Source organism: Acinetobacter sp. CIP 102136, assembly GCF_000369685.1.
Taxonomy (GTDB): domain Bacteria; phylum Pseudomonadota; class Gammaproteobacteria; order Pseudomonadales; family Moraxellaceae; genus Acinetobacter; species Acinetobacter fasciculus.
In genome coordinates, this window is sequence record NZ_KB850142.1 from 117,196 (window position 1) to 138,192 (window position 20,997).

At 43.4% G+C, this 20,997-nt stretch carries 21 protein-coding genes; 13 read left to right on the forward strand and 8 right to left on the reverse strand.

From position 1 onward, the window contains the following. Positions 1-29: 29 nt before the first annotated feature. On the reverse strand, positions 30-992 hold the full coding sequence (trxB, locus tag F893_RS06050) for a thioredoxin-disulfide reductase (protein WP_005251131.1): 963 nt from the start codon (positions 990-992) through the stop codon (positions 30-32). Positions 993-1,241: 249 nt separating this feature from the next. Here trxB and F893_RS06055 point away from each other — a divergent pair, with 249 nt between their 5' ends. Further along, on the forward strand, positions 1,242-4,301 hold the full coding sequence (locus F893_RS06055; protein WP_005251132.1) for a DNA translocase FtsK: 3,060 nt from the start codon (positions 1,242-1,244) through the stop codon (positions 4,299-4,301). Between the two features lie 57 nt (positions 4,302-4,358). On the opposite strand, the gene F893_RS06060 is transcribed toward F893_RS06055, so the two are convergent. Further along, a complete protein-coding gene (locus F893_RS06060; RefSeq protein ID WP_005251133.1) occupies positions 4,359-4,892 on the reverse strand; it encodes a hypothetical protein in 534 nt (177 codons plus the stop codon). A 161-nt stretch (positions 4,893-5,053) separates the two neighbouring features. Here F893_RS06060 and F893_RS17340 point away from each other — a divergent pair, with 161 nt between their 5' ends. Both F893_RS17340 and F893_RS06065 read left to right on the forward strand, forming a co-directional pair. Continuing rightward, a complete protein-coding gene (locus F893_RS17340) occupies positions 5,054-5,449 on the forward strand; it encodes a transposase family protein (protein ID WP_008306679.1) in 396 nt (131 codons plus the stop codon). Next, complete coding sequence (locus F893_RS06065; RefSeq protein ID WP_005251134.1) at positions 5,397-5,867, forward strand: IS5/IS1182 family transposase; 471 nt, start codon at positions 5,397-5,399, stop codon at positions 5,865-5,867. Before F893_RS17340 ends, F893_RS06065 begins: the two co-directional genes overlap by 53 nt. Before the next feature lie 164 nt (positions 5,868-6,031). Here the strand turns inward: F893_RS06065 and F893_RS06070 are convergent, their stop codons facing one another. The 6 genes from F893_RS06070 to F893_RS06095 form a co-directional block, all read right to left on the reverse strand. After that, positions 6,032-6,319 carry a PA4642 family protein gene (locus F893_RS06070; RefSeq protein ID WP_004279254.1) on the reverse strand — a complete coding sequence of 96 codons (288 nt, stop codon included), beginning with the start codon at positions 6,317-6,319 and terminating at the stop codon, positions 6,032-6,034. Positions 6,320-6,515: 196 nt separating this feature from the next. Next, entirely contained in the window at positions 6,516-6,788 is a 273-nt protein-coding gene (gene minE, locus F893_RS06075) for a cell division topological specificity factor MinE (RefSeq protein ID WP_004279256.1), read from the reverse strand. Positions 6,789-6,790: 2 nt separating this feature from the next. Beyond that, a complete protein-coding gene (gene minD / locus F893_RS06080; protein WP_005251137.1) occupies positions 6,791-7,603 on the reverse strand; it encodes a septum site-determining protein MinD in 813 nt (270 codons plus the stop codon). Between the two features lie 66 nt (positions 7,604-7,669). Next, on the reverse strand, positions 7,670-8,383 hold the full coding sequence (gene minC, locus F893_RS06085; protein WP_005251139.1) for a septum site-determining protein MinC: 714 nt from the start codon (positions 8,381-8,383) through the stop codon (positions 7,670-7,672). A gap of 159 nt (positions 8,384-8,542) precedes the next feature. After that, positions 8,543-9,607: a hypothetical protein gene (locus tag F893_RS06090; protein WP_005251141.1), complete on the reverse strand. Its 1,065-nt coding sequence runs from the start codon at positions 9,605-9,607 to the stop codon at positions 8,543-8,545. Between the two features lie 2 nt (positions 9,608-9,609). Next, the gene (locus F893_RS06095) at positions 9,610-10,551 is read right to left on the reverse strand and encodes an acyltransferase (protein WP_004646123.1); all 942 of its coding nucleotides are present in this window, start codon (positions 10,549-10,551) and stop codon (positions 9,610-9,612) included. Positions 10,552-10,803: 252 nt separating this feature from the next. Here F893_RS06095 and F893_RS06100 point away from each other — a divergent pair, with 252 nt between their 5' ends. The 10 genes from F893_RS06100 to F893_RS06145 all read left to right on the forward strand — a co-directional run bounded on the left by F893_RS06100 (position 10,804) and on the right by F893_RS06145 (position 20,964). After that, entirely contained in the window at positions 10,804-11,457 is a 654-nt protein-coding gene (locus F893_RS06100; protein WP_004646124.1) for a YiaD family glycine zipper/OmpA-like lipoprotein, read from the forward strand. Between the two features lie 137 nt (positions 11,458-11,594). Then, on the forward strand, positions 11,595-13,634 hold the full coding sequence (locus tag F893_RS06105; protein WP_005107705.1) for a UvrD-helicase domain-containing protein: 2,040 nt from the start codon (positions 11,595-11,597) through the stop codon (positions 13,632-13,634). Positions 13,635-13,681: 47 nt separating this feature from the next. Further along, positions 13,682-14,134, forward strand: coding sequence for a dUTP diphosphatase (gene dut, locus F893_RS06110; protein WP_005251151.1), 453 nt, complete (start codon positions 13,682-13,684; stop codon positions 14,132-14,134). Positions 14,135-14,329: 195 nt separating this feature from the next. Next, positions 14,330-15,081, forward strand: a protein-coding gene (locus tag F893_RS17345; RefSeq protein ID WP_370981754.1) for an IS5 family transposase whose coding sequence is annotated in 2 segments (ribosomal slippage) — positions 14,330-14,564 and positions 14,564-15,081 — 753 coding nt in all. Because the reading frame shifts where the segments join, the coding sequence is not laid out codon by codon here. Between the two features lie 280 nt (positions 15,082-15,361). Further along, positions 15,362-16,780, forward strand: a complete 1,419-nt coding sequence (locus tag F893_RS06120; protein WP_005251157.1) for a phosphomannomutase/phosphoglucomutase — start codon at positions 15,362-15,364, stop codon at positions 16,778-16,780. A 10-nt stretch (positions 16,781-16,790) separates the two neighbouring features. Further along, a complete protein-coding gene (gene argB, locus F893_RS06125; RefSeq protein WP_004279270.1) occupies positions 16,791-17,699 on the forward strand; it encodes an acetylglutamate kinase in 909 nt (302 codons plus the stop codon). Positions 17,700-17,830: 131 nt separating this feature from the next. After that, positions 17,831-18,679 (forward strand): class II glutamine amidotransferase, encoded by an 849-nt coding sequence (locus F893_RS06130; protein WP_005251159.1) that lies wholly within the window; start codon positions 17,831-17,833, stop codon positions 18,677-18,679. A 274-nt stretch (positions 18,680-18,953) separates the two neighbouring features. After that, positions 18,954-19,409 carry a bacteriohemerythrin gene (locus F893_RS06135; protein ID WP_004646133.1) on the forward strand — a complete coding sequence of 152 codons (456 nt, stop codon included), beginning with the start codon at positions 18,954-18,956 and terminating at the stop codon, positions 19,407-19,409. 143 nt (positions 19,410-19,552) lie between these two features. Continuing rightward, on the forward strand, positions 19,553-20,632 hold the full coding sequence (locus tag F893_RS06140; RefSeq protein WP_005251160.1) for a hypothetical protein: 1,080 nt from the start codon (positions 19,553-19,555) through the stop codon (positions 20,630-20,632). After that, positions 20,632-20,964 (forward strand): RnfH family protein, encoded by a 333-nt coding sequence (locus F893_RS06145; RefSeq protein ID WP_005251162.1) that lies wholly within the window; start codon positions 20,632-20,634, stop codon positions 20,962-20,964. Before F893_RS06140 ends, F893_RS06145 begins: the two co-directional genes overlap by 1 nt. Positions 20,965-20,997 lie beyond the last annotated feature (33 nt).

The window sequence follows — 20,997 nt, forward strand, 5'->3', positions numbered from 1 at the left end:
TGAATGGGCGGCTTTTTTATTCTTGCTGCTTAGTCTAGTTTACCCATCGCATCAAGATATTTTTCCGCATCCAGTGCAGCCATACAGCCTGAACCCGCAGAAGTAATCGCCTGACGATAAATGCTGTCTGCAATATCACCGGCTGCGAATACACCCGGTACCGACGTTTGTGTTGCATTACCTGCAGTACCGCTTTGCACCTGGATATAGCCGTCACGAAGTTCTAACTGGCCTTCGAACATGGTGCTATTTGGCTTGTGACCAATCGCCACAAACATACCCGTCACATCAATGTTTTGAGTAGAGTCATCTTGAGTTGATTTAAGACGAACCGAGGTCACGCCAGATTGTGCATCACCGAGAACTTCATCGACCTGATGGTTCCAGATAATGCTGATCTTGCCTTCTTTTTCTTTGGCAAATAAATGATCTTGCAAGATCTTTTCAGAACGTAGTGAATCACGACGGTGAACCAGAGTCACGTGAGAAGCAATGTTAGATAAATACAACGCTTCTTCAACAGCGGTATTACCGCCCCCTACAACCATCACTTTCTGGTTTTTATAGAAGAAACCATCACAAGTCGCGCAAGCACTGACACCTTGACCCATATAGGCTGCTTCAGATTCCAGACCGAGGTATTGTGCAGTTGCACCGGTACAGATAATCAGGGCATCACAGGTGAATTCTTCCATATCGCCTTTTAACACGAACGGGCGCTGGCTAAGATCCACTTCATTGATATGGTCATACACGATTTCAGTGCCAAAACGCTCTGCATGTGCCTGCATACGTTCCATCAATGCTGGACCAGTCAAGCCTTCGGGATCACCCGGCCAGTTATCGACGTCAGTCGTCGTGGTCAGCTGACCGCCCAGTTGCAAGCCTGCAATCAGGGTAGGTTTCAAGTTTGCACGCGCTGCATATACTGCCGCGCTATAGCCTGCAGGGCCAGAACCTAAAATAATCAGTCGTGAGTGACGTGCGCTCATCAGCTGTATCCTTTTTTATTTAGAAATTTATTGAATTATACGTGAAACTGTATAACAGTGGTGTGAGATTAAAGTCGATATTATTGATCATTGAAATCGATTTGGGCTATATAGCATAAGTAACATTGTGCTTGCACAATAGTGCATCTTTTTTCACAGAACAGGTGCATAATATGTATTTTATTGCGTCGCTTTTTTCAAGCATTGAAGCAAAAGAATATTCATGAAGAATTGGTTACAGGACAGTATATGACAGCGGTGTCGAGTGCCTATGCACAGCGCTTAGTAATGACATTATTTTTAGTCTCATTTGGGATTTATCTGTTTCTTGCAACAGTGACCTATACGCCATTTGATCCGGGGTGGATGCATATCTCCAGTGATACGCAGACCGTTTCGAATGCTAGTGGGGTAGCGGGTGCCTGGATTGCAGACCTTTTGTTTGGCTTCCTTGGTTGGGCAAGTCTGCTGATTCCTGTCTATCTGTTTATGGAAGCAATTCAGGTCTGGTGGCCGCGCAGCTTCCTGAACCGGCCATTTCGCTATGCTGCGCAATTCTTCCTGTTACTGACCACCTCAGCGCTATTGTTTTTATTCTGGCAAGTTCCTGCTGATACGCTGGATAATTCTTCCGGCGGTATTATTGGCTATGAATTAGGTCAGAGTCTGGAACAACTGCTGACAGTCTATGGTGCAGCATTCTTCCTGCTGGTGCTTTGGGTGGTGTTATTTACTTTGGCTTTTGGGGTGAAGTGGAACAAGACCTGGAGCAGCCTCAAAGCAACGCCTGCTTATCTACAAGACCTGTTCTACCGTAATGTGCCTGAAGGCATGTCTGATTTTGACCGTACTGCACCTGTCGCCAAAAAAGAGCCAGTCAATACTACGAAAAAAGTAGCGGTTGCAGTCACGCCTGCGCCTGAGCATCAACTGGTAGAAATAGATCCGGTAGTGCGTGATCAGGTGGCTGAACGCTTATTTGATGATTTTGCCGATAAAGAATCACAACAACCGCAGTTTTATGAGGATATTCCTGAGGCTGAGCAGCAGGCTCCTGAGCCAGTCGAGACATTTAAGCAAGTACAGCAAGTGCCTCAACAGCCGGATCGTGTGGTAGCGACAGGCGAGGTGTGGCGTGCCTTACATTCAAATGAAGATCAGCGCCATAAACAGGATATTGATGCCTTACTCAAAGCAGCCGAAGAAGAACAGCTTAATTCTCCAGTCTCACATATAACCGCTCCTCAACCTGTTTCAGCACAGACTCATGCTCACACCAGAACCGCATCGGCTCCACATACAGGCCTGGACTGGGATGATGATGAAATCTTTGATGAACTTCTGGCTGCAGTTCCGCAAGGCAAAACTGCGACCGATGTGCATAGTCCATTCAATACAGCGCCAGCCGAAAAGACGGCAAGAATTGTAGAAGACATGACCAATGTTGCACCTGTCATGGCGTCTATGACAACGGCACATGTCGTGAAAAATAGCGCATTACAGGCCGATCTGGATGACCTGGGTGATTTACTGATTGAAGAAGATGAGCCAAGCCAACCAGTACGTGCATCAAGCTATGCCCAATCTTCTGCTTTTGTTCAGGCACCAATTCAGCATCAGGGTATAGAGCAACCAGTATCTCCTCCTTCTGCAACTCATGCAGCAGTACGCGAGGCTTTATCTAAAGAAGAATTTGTAGAAGCCTGGCAAGAAACGGCTGGTAAACCACAAGATGAAGACGAGTTTGATTTTGATGCTCCTTTAACTGATGCTTCAGGCCGTCCGATGTCACGTGCCATGCAGGTGGTGGAGCGCCGTAAAGATTTATCACCACTTCCAGGGCTAGATTTATTGGATGAAGTTGATCCAAATAAAAAAGTGAATTTTACCGAAGAGCAGCTGGCACGTTTATCTGAGCTACTTGAAATCAAGCTGCAAGAATTCAATGTCAAAGCCAAAGTGGTAGAAGCACAGCCAGGCCCAGTCGTAACACGTTTTGAACTGGATCTGGCGCCAGGGGTAAAAGCCTCTAAAGTGACGAATATTTCCCGAGATCTGGCACGTTCGATGTCGATGGCATCGGTGCGTGTGGTTGAAGTCATTCCGGGCAAGCCGTATATCGGAATTGAAGTACCAAACAGTACCCGTGAAATGGTCCGTTTGATCGAACTTTTGACCATTCCAGCCTTCACTGATCCGAATAGCATCCTCTCCATGGCAATGGGTAAGGATATTTCCGGTAATCCGGTGATTGCTGATCTGGGGAAAGCGCCGCATATGTTGGTGGCGGGTACCACGGGTTCGGGTAAATCGGTGGCAGTGAACTCGATGATTCTATCGATGTTGCTGAAATATACACCGGATGAATTGCGTCTTATTCTGATCGATCCAAAGCAGCTGGAACTGGCGAACTATAACGATATTCCACATTTATTGACGCCTGTAGTTACCGATATGAAAGATGCGGTCAGCGCATTGAACTGGTGTGTCAATGAAATGGAACGTCGTTATAAACTGATGTCTTTCCTGAAAATCCGTAAACTGAGCGACTATAACCGCAAAGTGGAAGAGGCGATTGCCAATGGTGAAGACCTGATCGATCCAACCTGGAAAGCCAGCGATTCTGTTGTGGGTGAGCGTGCGCCGCGCTTAACACCGTTGCCTTCTATTGTGATTGTTGCGGATGAGTTCGCGGATATGATCATGCAGGTGGGTAAAAAAGCCGAAGAAATGATTACCCGTCTGGCACAAAAATCACGTGCTGCTGGTATTCACCTGTTGCTTGCGACCCAGCGTCCATCAGTAGACGTAATCACCGGTTTGATCAAAGCCAATATTCCGACGCGTGTTGCATTGCGGGTCAACTCCAAGATCGATTCGCGTACCATTCTGGATGCGGGTGGTGCTGAAGACTTACTTGGTCATGGTGACATGCTATTCCTCGGCCCGGGTAAAATTGAACCTGAGCGTGTGCATGGTGCATTTATTGCCGATGATGAAGTAAACCGGATCTGTGATGCATGGCGTGAACGTGGTTCACCAAACTATGTCGACGAGATCCTGACACCGTTTGATGAAGAGCCATCGGGTCGCGGTTTTGAAGATAGTGGCGACGGTGGATCAGACCGCGATGCACTGTATGACCAGTGTGTGGCTTTTGTACTAGAAACCCGTAAGGCTTCCACTTCATCCTTACAGCGAAAATTTAGTCTGGGTTATAACCGTGCTGCACGAATCATTGACCAGATGGAAGAAAATGGCATTGTCAGCGGCATGGGGGCCAACGGCAAACGCGAGATTCTGGTTTAGTTTCACAATCTTTGCAATAAAAAGGCCTGCATGATGCAGGCCTTTTTTGTAAAGGAGTTATTCAATTTTAGACCACTGTAAATAAACATCTTTCTTAAAATTAATTAAGGTCTTTTCTTCAAGCGGTTTATTTATATTTCGGCGAACTTGCTCAATTGCATCATTTAATTTTTCTTGATGAGCATAAACAGCAATGAATTGATTATAGTCTTGGATATATTCCTTGAACTTTTCAGATAAAAGACGATTAAAAATCTGCTTAAATTCTCGACTTGTAGTACCTTGTGATTCATGACCAGTAAAGGGATCTAAGTATTTTGGTATATAGGCAATATTCCATGGTGCAGTAAATAAAAGCGGGTTTTTAGTACGGCCAAACAAATGTGAGATTTGATAATTCATAATTCTTATTTTTGGACCATCTACGCGCTTAGTTTTTTTACAATATGGTGTTAAATCTTTCAGAATTTTAGCGGGAATATCATTGTTAGTACGGTCAATATGAATATTCTGATGATTAAAAAGAATTTTATAAAGTTCTTGAAATAGATTTGAATTTATACCGTTACGTCCATAACTTCGTATAGTCATAGGTGTATTATTTAAAAGATCCTGTTTTAAATTATTCCATCTTCGATCAATTTCTGTATCTTGGATATAAATAATAGATCTCTTTCATAAATCAAAAAACGACCTTCTTTTTGGTTAATATTTGCACTCCGGATTTCTTGGCATTCGTGCATAATCTGCGGATGAAATACATCGATTCAAACAAGCTTTCTGATCCTCAGTTCAAGCGATACACAGGCATCTCATGGTCAACTTTCTATTTGATGGTTGAGCAATTGCAGAAGCATGTCTCTGCCAAAGGCAGACCGCCCAAGTTAAGCCTGGAGGATCAGGTTCTGCTCTGTCTGAGCTATTGGCGGGAATACCGAACCTTATTTCACGTTGCGACGAGTTACGGGGTTTCAGAGCCCACAGCCTCAAGAATTGTCCGTCATGTTGAAGACTGCCTGATTCGGTCCAATCTGTTTAATTTACCCAAAGATTTACCCGAGGGCGAAGGCATCGACTGGAATGTTGTGATCGTGGATGCCACGGAAATTCCAATCCAAAGGCCTAAAAAAACAGAAGAAAAGCTATAGCGGCAAGAAAAAGACCTATACCTTTAAAGTACAGGCCATGATTCACTACAAAACTCAGCAAATTCTGAGTTTATGTACCAGTCGCGGTGCAGTGCATGATTTCGAGTTGTTCAAACGCAATTTAAACCAGATTCCTTTTGGGGCTTTTATCCTTGCAGATAAAGGCTATCAGGGGATTTATGTGTTGTATCCGAATAGCCTGTTGCCATTAAAAGCCAAAAGACACTGTAAATTGGATCCTGAATTGAAAATCTATAATCAAGAAATCAATAAAAGAAGAATCGGAATTGAGCATGTATTTGGCAGCCTGAAAACCTTCAAAATCCTTGCTGAGCGTTATCGAAATAGAGGTAAAAGGCTTGGTTTGAGATTCAATTTAATCGCTGGAATCTACAACTTGGAGCTGAGTAAAAAATGATTTATGAAAGACATCTAATATTATTTATACTTGATTTAAAAAATATTTCTTTATCAATAAGTTCAAATAGTTTTTCATAAGCATCTAACATATATAATCTCTGAAATAAGTTTTGATATTAAAAAAGCCTGCTTTCAAAGCAGGCTTTTTTATGTATTTTTGACTCAGGCAAATTTTGCCAATACATCCAGGAACTCGGCACTTTGACGCGGGAAAGTGGCAATCACGTCATGAATGCGTTGTCCTTCCGGATTGGTTGCATTGACATCACGGCCATCAGCGACAAATTTCGTCAACAGGCGTTCATAATCGAATGGACGCATATGCTTGAAAGCATGATACAGCACGTGAAAATCAGCATTAACACCTGCAGGAGGAAGCTGATTTAAATAGGCAAATACACGCTCATCTGACCATTCTTCGTTAAAGGTCGCTGGTTGAGATAATGCCATCGCAATTTCCTTGATCTAATGTAGTTTTTTCGGCATGAAAAAAGGCAAAATATGAGACTAGATTAGCAAAGCACTGCTTTGCCTAGTCGCAAGACTTGAAGCTATGCTTCAAGTGGGCGGAATATAGCTAAACTACTATTTCTACCACTCTCATATTTTGCCTTGAATCAATTTGCTTGACCAATCAAAAATCAGATTATCGTTCTTCAGGTAAATTGATATTCATTTCAAGCATTTCAATATTAGCTTCAGAACGAACCTGCATTTGAATATGCTGTTCATCGACACCGCGAACATAACGATTGACCACTTGCATGATTTCAGTCTTCATCTGGTCAATTTTGTCCTGGCTCAAGCGACGACCCAAGCCTTGTTCGGATGCAACGATCACCTTCAAACGGTCTTTAGCAGTCCGTGCACTTGATGGTTTATCCTCGCCACTAAAAAGTTTACTCCAGAATCCTGCCATGTCTACGCTCCAAATAGTCGTGCTAACCAGCCCTTAGGTTTTACCTCGATATGACGGTAAGGACGCTCTTCGCCAAGGAAACGCGCAACCAGGTCATCATAGGCCTGACCTGCTGCAGCTTCAGTGAAATTGATCACTGGCTTACCTTCATTCGATGCCTGTAGAACGCTTGGACACTCAGGAATAACGCCTAAGGTCGGTACACGTAAAATATCCTTAGAAATATCATCAATCGTCAGCATTTCCTGTTTATCGGCACGTTCCGGGTTGAAACGGGTAATACACAGATGCTTACGAATGCGGCCTTCGTTTTGTTCTACTTTTTTAGTTTTACTGTCGAGCATACCAATGATACGGTCAGAGTCACGTACTGAAGAAATCTCAGGGTTGGTCACAATGATGGCTTCATCCGCATGATACATGGCTAAAATAGCACCACGTTCAATACCGGCAGGTGAATCACAGATAATATAATCAAATTCCTGCGAAAGCTCATCCATTACACGTGCCACACCTTCATCGGTTAAGGCATCTTTATCACGTGTTTGTGATGCAGGTAAAATATATAAATTTTCAATATCTTTATCGCGAATCAGTGCTTGTTGTAATCGTGCTTCGTTATTTAAAACATTCACAAAATCATAAACTACACGGCGTTCACAGCCCATAATCAAATCAAGGTTACGTAAACCTACATCAAAATCAATAACAATAGTTTTGTGACCGCGTAGGGCTAAACCTGTTGCAAAAGATGCACTCGTTGTAGTTTTACCTACACCACCTTTGCCTGACGTTACGACAACAATTTTCGCCACCGAATCCACTCCTGTTATGGTTCAAATCCCCTGTTTAAAATGGGGTTTTTGGTGTTTATTTATACATTAAAATTGTAGAGCTTCAAATACAAGCTCTAGTTGATCATTCAAGTAAATATGCACGGATTTTTTAACTACGTGTGATGGAATATCATCCGCCACACAATAGGTTCCTGCAATCGAAATCAGTTCTGCTTCGAGGCTATGACAGAAAATACGTGCTGCAGTATTGCCACCCGCACCTGCAATGACCCGGCCACGCGCGCTGCCATAGACATGAATATTGCCCGAAGCAATCACTTCTGAACCACTATTGATGCCGGCATTAATAATAATGTCGCCATTATGCTGCACGATACATTGGCCGGTACGCAGAATTTCATCATGATATGAGGTGATATGCGCAACGATCGGGGCAGCAGGGGCTTGATCATCATTCACCGCTGTAGGTTCTGGTTTAACTTCCACCACCTGTTCTTTGGTGGCTTTAATTTCTTCTAACTGTCGATCAGGTGGCAGTACCGGGAACTGAATGGCGCGCGCCTGATCTCCAAGTAAGCCTTCAGTAACAGCCATAGGCTGTACATCCAGACTGATTAACAGTTGGATCAGCGCAATGAGTTCCTGTTCAACTGAACTTTCAATGACTGCCAAAGTGCCGGGTGGAAATGCTGCTTGTAATTTTGGGCTAAGTTGCTGGCGGATTGCATCATGATCATTGGTATCTAGGCTAATGCGTATCGCATTGACCATTCTGCCTTTTATCCGTATATCAGCCATAATTCTTCCTTAAATACTTCTGACCTGCTGGTTTTGTGTCGAAGCAATGTTGTAAATAGTGCAAATCCTAGAACAAATTGCAGTAATTCTCTAGCGATCTCAGTTATTTTTTTATGCGAACAGGACCGGACGGATTAGTCTGATTCTGTACTTTAAACTTTACTTATCTATTGAGCTCTGATTTTGCTCATGTTCTTCTAAAATCTGTTGCCACTGTTTGACTTTTACCTGTTTTCGGATTGCTTCAAGTGTTTCAAAAACAGCCGATTCGACCAATTTATCAATATGTGGATTATGTTCAATCTGAATCTGGCTGATTTTATCTGAAATTAGGGTAAAAGTCGGATTTTCTTTTTGACCTGTGTGGGTAAATGGTTCAATCAGTCCTTGCGTGATATTTTCCCCGAGGCGTTGACCAATACTTTGAATTTGCTGTTCAATCCGGCTACCTACGATTGGAATCAAACGTAATAATTGGGTCAGTTCTGGAGTATCTTCAATCGCCTGATTCACTACTTGCCCTACATTTTTAGCGATCATGGAACGTTGTGACTGTAATTCCCTACCCAAAGACTCCTGCAAGATATCTGCCAAGGCAATGGCCAGTAATTTACGGTGATGTTCCACTAAATCATCAATTAACTGTTTATGTGATGTACTTGTGGTCAGTTCACGCTTGATGCCGTCCAGTACGGTCAGTACCACCCGGCTGGAAAGCTCTTCCATCAGCATGTTGTAATAAAAGTTGCCTTGGCGATACCAGCGATTGGGAATTACTTTATAACCATGGCTATGCAGGTTGTAGCCAATCGCGACCGCACGCAGCAGGCGCAGGAAACGTAGCTGAGGGATAATGGATAAAATTTCATACCAGTGCACAAAAGGGAAGAACCACCAGCGTCGATGATGACGCAGGACAATCGCGATGACCCAGCGTGCCAGTAATTCACAGACCAAGAAGGTGGTAAACCAGCCCTCGGTAATGATCACCCAAGGGCGTAAATCACTTTTATAAAACTGCAAGATTTCCGGTAAACGAATGAAGTCAAACAACCACTGCCCAAAATCGCTCATTAAAATGGCGTTAGCACTGAGACAGAACAGATTGATGATGATCAGAACCATCATGAAAATATCGTAAATCAGTGCAATTTTCCAGCCCCAGGTTCCTTTACGAACAAATTTAAATGAGCTGGACGTAATGTCCGGGTTGTCGTTCTTCATAATTACTCGGTTACAGATCCGACCGGGGCTTGGGCAAAGTTCTGCTGCATTTGTGCGATGAGCTGATCTTTTTCAGTCCAGATTTGATCAATCCATTTTTGAAAACGTGCACGATATTCAGCATCATCTTCATAATTGCCGCCCAGTACCCAGTCTGGAATATCAATTTTTCTTAAATTTACCGCAATACGTGGCACTTCACCTAACCAAAATTCACCATAGCCCGGAATACCGTCAGGATAAACAATGGTCATGTCGACCAGCGCATCAATTTTATCGCCGAGAATACTGAGCGCCAATGCCAGACCACCGGCTTTAGGTTTCAGTAAATGTGTGTAGGAAGACTGCTGCTGATCATGCTTTTCCTGGGTAAAGCGGGTGCCTTCCAGATAATTTAACAGGGTAAAAGGCTGACTGATCAGCTGTTCACAAGATTTGCGTGCTTCTTCCATATCCCGATATTTCAGCGCAGGATTTTTGGCAATCTGTTCCTTGCTATGCCGTTTCATCATCGGGAAGCCCAAAATTTTAAAGGCCTGACCAACAAAAGGAATAAAAATAAGTTCCCATTTGGTAAAGAAACGCGTCAGTGGCATACGGGTAAGACCGAAGTACTGGTTGACGGTGGTATCGACCCAGCTCTGATGATTACAGGTCATCAAATAACGGCCCTGCATATTCAAATCCAGTGATTCATCTACGCTGATTTGCCATTGGGTATTTTTTAAAACATGCTCAATCAGCCAGTTATTGACCCCTAACCAGCTGTTGGTAATCTTGATATTGGTTTCATCCACTTTTGCGGATTTTTTAAAAAGTTTGGTTAAACCCAAGGCCAGCACCGGGGGACCATGAAAAAAAGTACTGCCCGTCATGACGGATGTGACCGTCAGGCCACGCGCCAGTTTTTTTAAAGTCGGTTGCTTGTTGCTATTCGATGACATATCCAAACAGTCCCCAGAGATTAATCACTTAAATTTTTTCATATTTTGAGTAATATAGAGACAGTTAGGCAAATAAAAAAGCCTAAACAGGAAACTATGAAGATATTGTGACGAACTACTTGGTTTTAGTTACATATAAACATTACAAAATATTACTAAACGATTTATTATTAACAAAAATTCAATGGTTAGCCCATTCAATTTAAATCATTATCTCGCTTAACAACAAAGCATACAACAAGGAGTCATGCGATGCGTGCACTAGTCATTTCAGCAGCTGTAGCAGGGGCCGTAGCACTTACAGGTTGTCAATCAACTGGTAATAACATCGGTGGTGTGGAATATGATAAAGCTGCTCTAGGTACTTTAATTGGTGCTGCAGCAGGTTACGGTGTTTCTAAAGGCAATGCGAATACCAGCCGTCAAAATAACCGTGCAGCAGCGATTGGTGCTGTTGTTGGTGGTGCAGCGGGTGTGTATCTTGATAACAAAGAGAAAAAATTACGTCAAGCAACAGCGGGTACGGGCGTAGACGTTAACCGTAATGCAGATGGTTCGATTAACCTTGTGATGCCAGGCAGCATTACATTTGACACGAACAAGTCAAATATCAAACCAAACTTTTATGGCACTTTGAACAAAGTAGCGCAAGTATTAACTGAAGATAACAAGAGCGGTATTCTTGTAACTGGTTATACAGACAGCACGGGTAATGACTCAATTAACTTGCCATTGTCTCAAGCACGCGCAAACTCTGTAGCGACTTACTTGGCAGGCCAAGGTGTTTCACGTACACGTATTAATGCTCAAGGTTTAGGTTCAGCGAACCCAATTGCAGACAATACAACTGCTGCAGGTAAAGAGCAAAACCGTCGTGTAGAAATCGCGGTATATGCAGTTCAATAATTCTTGAACGCTTAAGAAAAAACCACCTTCGGGTGGTTTTTTTATATCTGAATATTGACCTGATTAATCGTATTTTAAATTAGGCAACTGACGCAGAGATGACTATAATCGGAGCCGAATCTAGAAGAGGAAGCCATATGTCACTCGCCAGTCAGTTAAATGACAAGCAACTTGAAGCCATGAAATACACTCAAGGACCCTTGTTAGTACTTGCAGGAGCGGGTTCAGGCAAGACTTCAGTGATCACGCGAAAAATCGCGTATTTAGTCAAGCATTGCGGGATTCCCGCACATCGTATTACTGCGATGACTTTTACCAACAAGGCAGCACGTGAGATGAAAGAGCGTGTCAGCAAATTGTTGACGCGTGAAGAAAGTAAAGGCGTTTCAGTTTCGACCTTCCATACTTTTGGCCTGAATATGCTGCGCCTGGAGTTGAAACATACCCCACTGAAAAATAATTTCTCGATTCTGGATGCTGACGACTGTAAACGCATTCTGATGGATCTGATGCAGCGTGACAATTTATCCGGTGCAGAAAGCAAAGAACTGATTGCCAAAGCCATGAAAATGATCTCGGACTGGAAAAATGATCTGATTCCACCCGAGCAGGCACATACTACCTGTGAAACTGCCGAAGATGTGCAGTTTGCGCATTTATATCAATTATATGAACGTAATTTGCGTGCCTATAACGCCGTGGATTTTGATGACCTGATTGTGATGCCAACGCGCTTGCTGCAGGAAAATGCCGAAGTTCGTGACAAATGGCAAAATCGCGTGCGTTATTTGCTGGTCGATGAATATCAGGATACCAATACGGCGCAGTATATTCTGGTGAAATTACTGGTTGGCGTGATGGGACAGTTCACCGCCGTAGGCGATGATGACCAGTCGATTTATGCCTGGCGTGGTGCTAAACCGGAAAATATGGCCTTGCTGCAGCAGGATTTTCCTAATTTAAAAGTGATTAAACTGGAACAGAACTATCGTTCGACCAGTCGTATTCTCAAAGCAGCCAACACCGTGATTGGTAATAATCCGCATATTTTTGATAAAAAGCTTTGGTCGGACAAAGGCCATGGTGAAGTGATCCGTGTGATTACCTGCCGCAATGATGATGATGAAGCAGAACGCGTGGTTAAAGACCTGATCACGCATAAATTGATGAACGGTAAAAGCTGGAAAGATTATGCGGTGTTGTACCGCGGCAATTTCCAAGCGCGTATTTTAGAAACCCATCTGCGCCAGATGCAGATTCCGTATAAATTATCTGGCGGACAGTCCTTCTTCGCACGTGCCGAAATCAAGGACATGATGAGCTATTTACGCTTGATCATTAACCCTGAAGATGACAGTGCATTTTTACGAATTATCAATACGCCAAAACGGGCAATTGGTCCGGTAACGCTGGAAAAGCTCGGTCTATTTGCTCAGGAAAATAATCTGTCGCTTCTGGCTGCGGCTGCGGATCAGCGTCTGACCATGGCGATTCCGAAAAAGGCCACGACTCAATTGGCTGAGTTTGCCGATTTTATTGAGGGTTTTACCCGCAATTTACTGGATGATGATGAACCAGTGCCAATTATCCGCCAGATGATGATTGAAGCCGGTTATATCGATTACATCAAGGAAACTGCAGCCACACCAGCGCAGGAAAAGACCAAGCTCGACAATATCGAAGTGCTCTATAGCAGCATTCAAAGCCTGATTAACCGCACTGAAGATGTTGATGAAAAAAATATTGAAAGTGTGATTCGTAAAATGGTGCTGCTGGACATGCTCGAGCAGCAGCAGGAAGAAGAGGACACCGATAAAGTCAATTTATTGACTTTGCATGCGTCTAAAGGTCTGGAATTTCCTTATGTCTATCTGATCGGGCTGGAAGAAGAAATTCTGCCACATAAAAACTCGATCGCTGCAGAAACGGTCGAAGAGGAACGCCGTCTGATGTATGTGGGGATTACCCGTGCACGTCAGGGACTGACCATTACTCTGGCAGAACAGCGCAAGGCCGGTGGGCAGATGAAGCAGATGACCCCAAGCCGTTTTCTGGATGAATTACCAGAAGATGAGCTGGAATGGTTAGGTCGTAAGAAAAAGCTGGCAGGCAACATCGATCCGAAATTACAAGCCCAACATTATCTGGATAATTTGCGTAATCTTATCAAACGATAAGGCGCAAGGCTTGCTCTTATTTTAAATGAAACAACAGGAATGAATACATGAAAGTTCAGGTGAAAGTCCTTGACTCGCGTCTTGGTCAGGAATGGCCATTACCGACTTATGCTACGACAGGTTCAGCGGGGCTGGATTTGCGTGCGTGTGTTACAGAAACTACGATCATTGAACCAGGCCAGACTGTTTTGGTAAAAACTGGTTTAGCAATCTATATTGAAGATCCTGCATTTGCTGGTCTGATTTTGCCACGTTCGGGTTTGGGGCATAAACACGGCATCGTGTTGGGTAACCTAGTAGGTTTAATCGATTCTGATTATCAGGGTGAATTGATGGTATCCGTTTGGAACCGTAGCCAGACGGCTTTTAGCTTAGAGCCAGGTGAACGTTTGGCGCAGTATGTTTTGGTTCCTGTGGTGCAGGCTGAATTTGATCTGGTCAATGAATTCGCAGCGACTGAACGCGGTGCTGGCGGTTTTGGTCATACGGGTAAAAACTAAGTTTTAATCATGGTTTACATTCATTAACTGGATGTAAGCCATTTTTTTATTTAAGTGAATCAGATATTAAAAATGAGCTGATTGAAATATATTTAAAAATAAAACCATATTTTCTAGGGCGTGTCCTCATTTGAAAAATTGGTTTTAAATACTTAAAATCCTCCTTTAAGCTCTTTTGATTTCTATATTTTTTCAATGGCACGTACTCTTCTCACCGATGATATCTGGCAGCAAATTCAAGATACTATGCGATTACACGGTTGTTACTGTTCAAAGAATAGTAGAAATATCATGGAAGCGATCTTATGGAAACTGCGTACAGGCGCCACATGGCGTGATATTCCCCAAGAATTTTGTCCTTGGCAAACTGCTTACAATCGCTTTAATCGTTGGGCAAGCAAGGGATTGTGGGATAAATTTTTTTTAGATTACGAGGCGTCTTGGATCAAGAATGGGTATTCATTGACGGAAGTTACATACGCGTGCATCAACATGCAAGTGGAGCTCGGCATGGTTTCGAAAGAGCAATTGGACAATCACGTGGTGGACGAACAACAAAAATACATCTTGCAACCGACGCGAATGGATTACCGATTGATTTTAAAATCACTGGGGGTGACGTCCACGACAGTCAAGTTGCAAAACAACTGATTGATACGGTAGACGAGGCAACTTATCTCATTGCTGATAAGGGGTATGATGCTGAGCACATTAGAATATATGCCAAGAACAAGAATATGATTCCCATTATTCCATTGAGATCAAACAGTAAGAGATCGAATAAGGAATTTGATAAATATCTATATAAATTAAGACATTTAGTTGAAAATGCTTTTGCGAGATTAAAACATTTCCGTGCTATTGCAACTCGATTTGATAAACTGGCACGCAATTATAAATCTATGATTCGTATAGCCTGTATATTTATTTGGTGCAAGGCCAAATGAGGACACACCCTAGTTCAGTAGAGCTATTTAAATCTAAAATTGATGTAGTGATCAAATATCTAATCAGATGAAATTCAAAATAAATATAATTAAATAATCATTGTTTAATTACAAGAACCCTATAATTCTAAAGTTGTAGATTATATTTTTATAATTGATTGTTACATTGAAATCGTTTAAAAATAGCGGGTCTTAAAACAAAAACAAATGTTTAAAGTCATTATGCTGAAATCATCATTTTAAATCTCCTTATTTTAACGAATAGTGAAAAGACAGTTTTATGGGATCTATGAATCATCCATTCCCCATGCATATCTTTCGTGCCTATGACATACGCGGTAAAGTCAGTCTATTAGGTGCCGGGATCATTGATGCAATTGCCCACGGTTTAGCCCAGCAGTATCAGGCTGCGGGACAGACACGTGTCGCCATTGGTTATGATGCACGCATCAGTAGCCCGGCTTTTGCCGACACCATTGCCCGTATTTTTAAAGACTATTCGCTGGAAGCCACTATTATAGGCTGCTGTTCCAGCCCAATGCTATATTTCACCGCACGTCAGTTTGATGGTAATGGCATTATGGTCACTGCCAGTCATAATCCTAAAGAAGATAATGGGATTAAATGGATTATTGATGGTGAACCACCTTGTCCTGAGATGATTCAACAGGTGGCCCAACTGGCAAAGTCACATTGCGATAGCCAGCTAATTACTTTAGCTGAACTGCCGCATCAGATTATTCCAGAGTTTTGCCTGCAGTATCAGCAGGGAATATTAGAAGATATTCAATTAAAGCGCTCATTTAAAGTGATTCTGGATGGTCTGCATGGCTCAGCCGGACGTTGTGCTGACTTGGTACTCAGAAAAATGGGCTGTGAAGTGATTGCTTTACGTTGTGAGGCGAATGGACATTTTCCGGATCATGCGCCGGATCCTTCGCAAGACAAACATCTTGAGACTTTACGTCAAACCGTCATGCAACAGCAGGCTGATCTCGGTATTGCCTTGGACGGTGATGGCGATCGCTTAGTTCTGGTTGATGAACAGGGTCAGATTATCACAGCCGATCAGTTATTATGTCTGTTTGCCGAAATTTGCCTAAGCGATTCAGCACCACGCCAATTTGTTTATGATGTGAAATGTTCAACTCTGGTTCGCGATACAGTGCAACGTCTGGGCGGGGAACCGGTGATGATTCGTACCGGCAGTTCATTTCTCAGAACTTATCTGAACCACTCTCAGCATCAGGCGATTTTTGGTGGGGAATATGCCGGACATTATGTCTTTAATGATGGTCGCGGCTGGGGCTATGATGATGGCCTCTATGCAGCGCTCAGAGTCATGGAATATCTCGACCAAACGGGGCAAACTCTCGCGCAGGCCTTGGCGGCTTATCCAAAACGACATGGTACTGAAGATCTTTATATTTCAACGCGTCAAGTACGTCCTGTTGAGCTTTTAAACTTCGTTGAACAACAATCCGCAAGAATTAATGCGCAAATCAGTAAAATTGATGGGATACGTCTTGATTTTGAGGATGGTTTTGGCATCATTCGAGCATCCAATACAGGTGAGTATTTCACAGTGCGCTTTGATGCCAATAATGCCCAAGGTCTAAATGAAATTCGTCATCTGTTTGTAGCCATGTTGCGTGACCGTTATCCAGAGATCGCTCAAGACATTTTAGATGCTCAATAAGGAGAGGCGAATGCCAAATCAACAAACAGGCATCGACAAAGCACAGATTTTGACAGAAGCTTTGCCGTATATTCAACGCTTTGCGGGTAAAACCCTGGTGGTAAAATACGGCGGTAATGCGATGACCGATCCTGAGCTGGAAAGTTCATTTGCACGTGATATCGTATTATTAAAAACCGTCGGTATTAATCCGATCGTGGTGCATGGCGGTGGCCCGCAAGTCGATTCCATGCTGAAACAGCTGGGCCGCGAATCAGACCGTATTGACGGCATGCGCGTGACTGATCCTGCGACCATGGAAGTGGTCGAGATGGTACTTGGTGGTAGCGTCAATAAATCTATCGTGAACCTGATCAACCAGCATGGTGGTCGTGCCATTGGTCTTACCGGTAAAGACGGCAACCTGATTCGTGCACAAAAACTGCTGATGGAAAAAGTGGCTGAAGATGGTTCAGTTGAGCAAATTGATCTGGGTCTGGTCGGTGAAGTCGTTGGCGTAAAAACCGATGTTCTGGAAATGTTCACCAATAGTGACTTTATTCCAGTCATTGCCCCGTTAGGTGTCGATGAAGAAGGCAATACCTATAATATCAATGCGGATCTGGTCGCTGGTAAAGTCGCTGAAGCCCTAGGTGCAGAAAAACTGATTCTGCTGACCAATATCACGGGTGTGCTGGATGAAAATAAAAACCTGCTGACTGGTCTGACTACTCAGGAAGTCGATCGTCTGATCGAAACTGGCGTAATCTATGGCGGCATGATTCCAAAAGTAGGTTGTGCGCTGGATGCGGTAAAAGGCGGTGTCGTGAGTGCACATATCGTGGATGGTCGTGTACCACATGCCAGCTTACTGGAAATTTTCACCGATCATGGTGTTGGTACTCTCATTACCAACCGTGCCAATCCGCATCGCTCATAATCCATTTTTTGCCAAAAAGAGTCTCAATAGAGGCTCTTTTTTATTTGAGGTTATCATAGTCAGATATTTGAAATGACAGGGACAGTCATGCACAATAAGCTTCTAAGTAAATAGAGAGCTGAAACCAGACCATGTGCCAACTGCTCGGAATGAATTGTGCCACCCCGACGGATATTACTTTTTCCTTCCGCGGATTTTCCCAGCGGGCGGGCATTACCTCTGATCATGCGGATGGTTTCGGAATTGCTTTTTTTGAAGATAAAGCCTGCCGTCTGTTTGTTGATAACCAGTCTGCGGTTGAGTCGCCGATTGCCGAGCTGGTGCGTAATTATCCGATCAAATCACGTAATGTGATTGCCCATATCCGTAAAGCCACTCAAGGCAAAATTAATCTGGAAAACTCGCATCCTTTTAGCCGTGAACTTTGGGGGCGGCAGTGGATTTTTGCCCATAATGGCGATTTACATGATTATTTTCCTGAACTGTCAGGGCGCTTTACCCCAGTCGGCAATACCGACAGTGAGCGTGCCTTCTGCTATCTGCTCGATCAACTGGTGAAACGCTTTGGCTATCATGAGCCGAAACTGGATCAGGTTTTCGATCTTCTAGCTGAAATTTCACCTGCAATTGCCGAGCATGGCACCTTTAATTTCTGCCTTTCGAATGGTCAGGCGCTGTTTAGCTATGCGATTACCAAACTCCACTGGCTAGTACGTGAATACCCGTTTAGACCGGCTCAGCTGATTGATATTGACGTCGAAGTGGACTTTAGTCAGGTTACGACCCCTGAAGATCGCGTGGCAGTGATTACTACCGAACCATTGACCCAGAATGAAGAATGGACTGCTTTCCAGCCGGGTGAAATGATCCTGTTTCAGCATGGGGAAAAAGTGCGTTCTCAGTTGACGCATGTGGATCGTCTGGAACGTGAGCGTCTTGATCCTTCCTTAAAACGCATCACGCGCGCTGATCAATATTAAAACGCAATAAAAGACGGAGTTTAAACTCCGTTTTTTTATATTTTCAAATAGGAAAAAATCTAAGAATAAATAAAGGTTTATTACAGTTTTTGGTTAATTAATATCTTAGCCTTTTACTCAGGATAAATTATTTTTAATTATATATAACAGAAACTTAAAGTGAAAAAGCTGGATTTAGGCGGAAAGCCGACTAATTTGCTTCATTTTTATTTCAATCAATACGCTATATGCTCATTTTCACGTTATAAGTCCTTAATATTTATAGGTGGTCGTAATGAAAATGAAATGGGTCCCAGACTATAATACTGGTATCGATGTGATTGACGATCAGCACAAACGAATTCTCGATTATATCAACGAAATTGATGGAATCGATGCCAATACCGAACGTGCCCGTATTAAACAGATTCTTGACAATATTATTGATTATACCCAGTCGCATTTTACCTTTGAGGAATCTCTTCAGGAAGAAGCCGGCTATAAATATCGGGTACCGCATAAACGTGTGCATGACCTGTTTATTAAGAAAATTGAATCATATCGTGACCGTTTTGAACTGGGGCAGTCGATTGAACATGAACTGCACGAAGTATTATCGAAATGGCTGATTAACCATATCCAGCACGATGACGCCGATTATGTCGGTGCCGTGAAAGAAAATATGATGGGTATCATCAAGGAAAAAGAAAAGAAAACCGGTAAAAACTGGTTCGCTCGGTTTTTCTCATAATAAAATATCTAAAGAGATAACAAGAATTACAATTTAATTATAATTTTGGCGCAGCAAATCACCGTTAAGGTGGTTTGCTTTTTGTTTTTGATTTTCACCGCTTCACAAGGCAAAATAGCGCTAGATTTTTATAGGAATGCATCATGCAGGACAATGCTATGTCAAAATGGTTATCGCCGCTGATGGCTTTCTGTTTATCGTTTATTATCATCGCGACGCTCGCACCGATAACCGGTATCCAGATTGATCGTCAGCTGGATTTCTGGATGCTCTGGTTAGCCACCATGCTGATTCTGGCACTTCCAGTCTGCTACTTGGAAATTGCTTTGGCCAAGCGCTCTAGAACAACGCCATTACAGGCGCTGTCAACGCTGACCCGTGAAGCGGATGCGTCACAGAAATGGCGTATTGTCGGCTGGTTAAGTGTGATTTTTATTCCGTTTCTGGCAGGTGCAATGCTGAACAATGCCAGTAATGTTCTGGCGGTTGCTGCACTTGATCTTGCACCGAACCTTTTGTTGATCGGATTGACAATAGTAGCGTTGGCCCTGTCACTGCTACCGCGTCAAATTTTATTGGCTGTTACAACGATTGGGGTGCTCGCATCTCTGGTTCTGGCCAATGTAATGGGAACTGCACTACCTGCATGGCAAGTCACGCCAGTCGAATTCTCGGAATGGGGCAATGCCACCGTATTAGCGCTGGTGGCAAGTGGTCTGGGCATGGGCTTGTACTGGCAGTCTAGCCTGAGCGCTGTACAACAACAGGATGTCGCCAGCAAGACGGTATTGCCGATCTGGATTGCGCAGCTCGTTGCTGTCATTGCATTTGCTTTCTTTGCTGTGCAAGCGCAAATCCCTGCATTCACCTTGGTCGCAGCGATGGTGGCAGCTGCCGCATTAATTTTGCAAATGGCACGTGAACAGTTACAGCAACGTCAGCTTCATCCTGCGATTCAATGGGCGATTGTGGCGGCGGTTACGCTGATCTGGGCTATTCCAAATCTAAGCCCAATTTTCAATGTGGTCTTGCTCGTCTGGGGCTTATTGATTTGTTTGATCTATGCATTATTTGCCGGCTGGATCATGAAGATCAGTCATTTGCGTAAATCAATGAATTTCAGCTCTGAAGCGTTTTATAACATTTGGCGTATTGCAGTACGTGTAGTGTTACCGGTCGGGATTATTCTGGCAATCATTGCTGTCTTAGGACAATTCATCTGATGAGTGAGGCGATGATCTGGGTGGCGTATGCGACGCCAGAAAAACAATTTCATCTAGCCGTGCCATTTCAGTCCGGCATGACAGCATTGGATGCGATTGAGCAAAGTGGAATCCGTGAGCAGGTCGAATTGCCTGAACCGTTATCTCTGGGCATTTTTGGCGTGCGCTTGCAAGATCATCAGCAGCAACTGGCAGCAGGTGATCGGGTGGAAATTTATCGGCCACTGACCATCAATCCTAAAGACATCCGACGTAAACGCGCCGAGAAAAATCCTGTGGGTCGTTATGCCAGAGGCAATCTTTTAAGAAAGCTGAAACCATCTTCCGAATAGAAAGCGGCTTGAATGAGCAGTAGCCTCAATGAT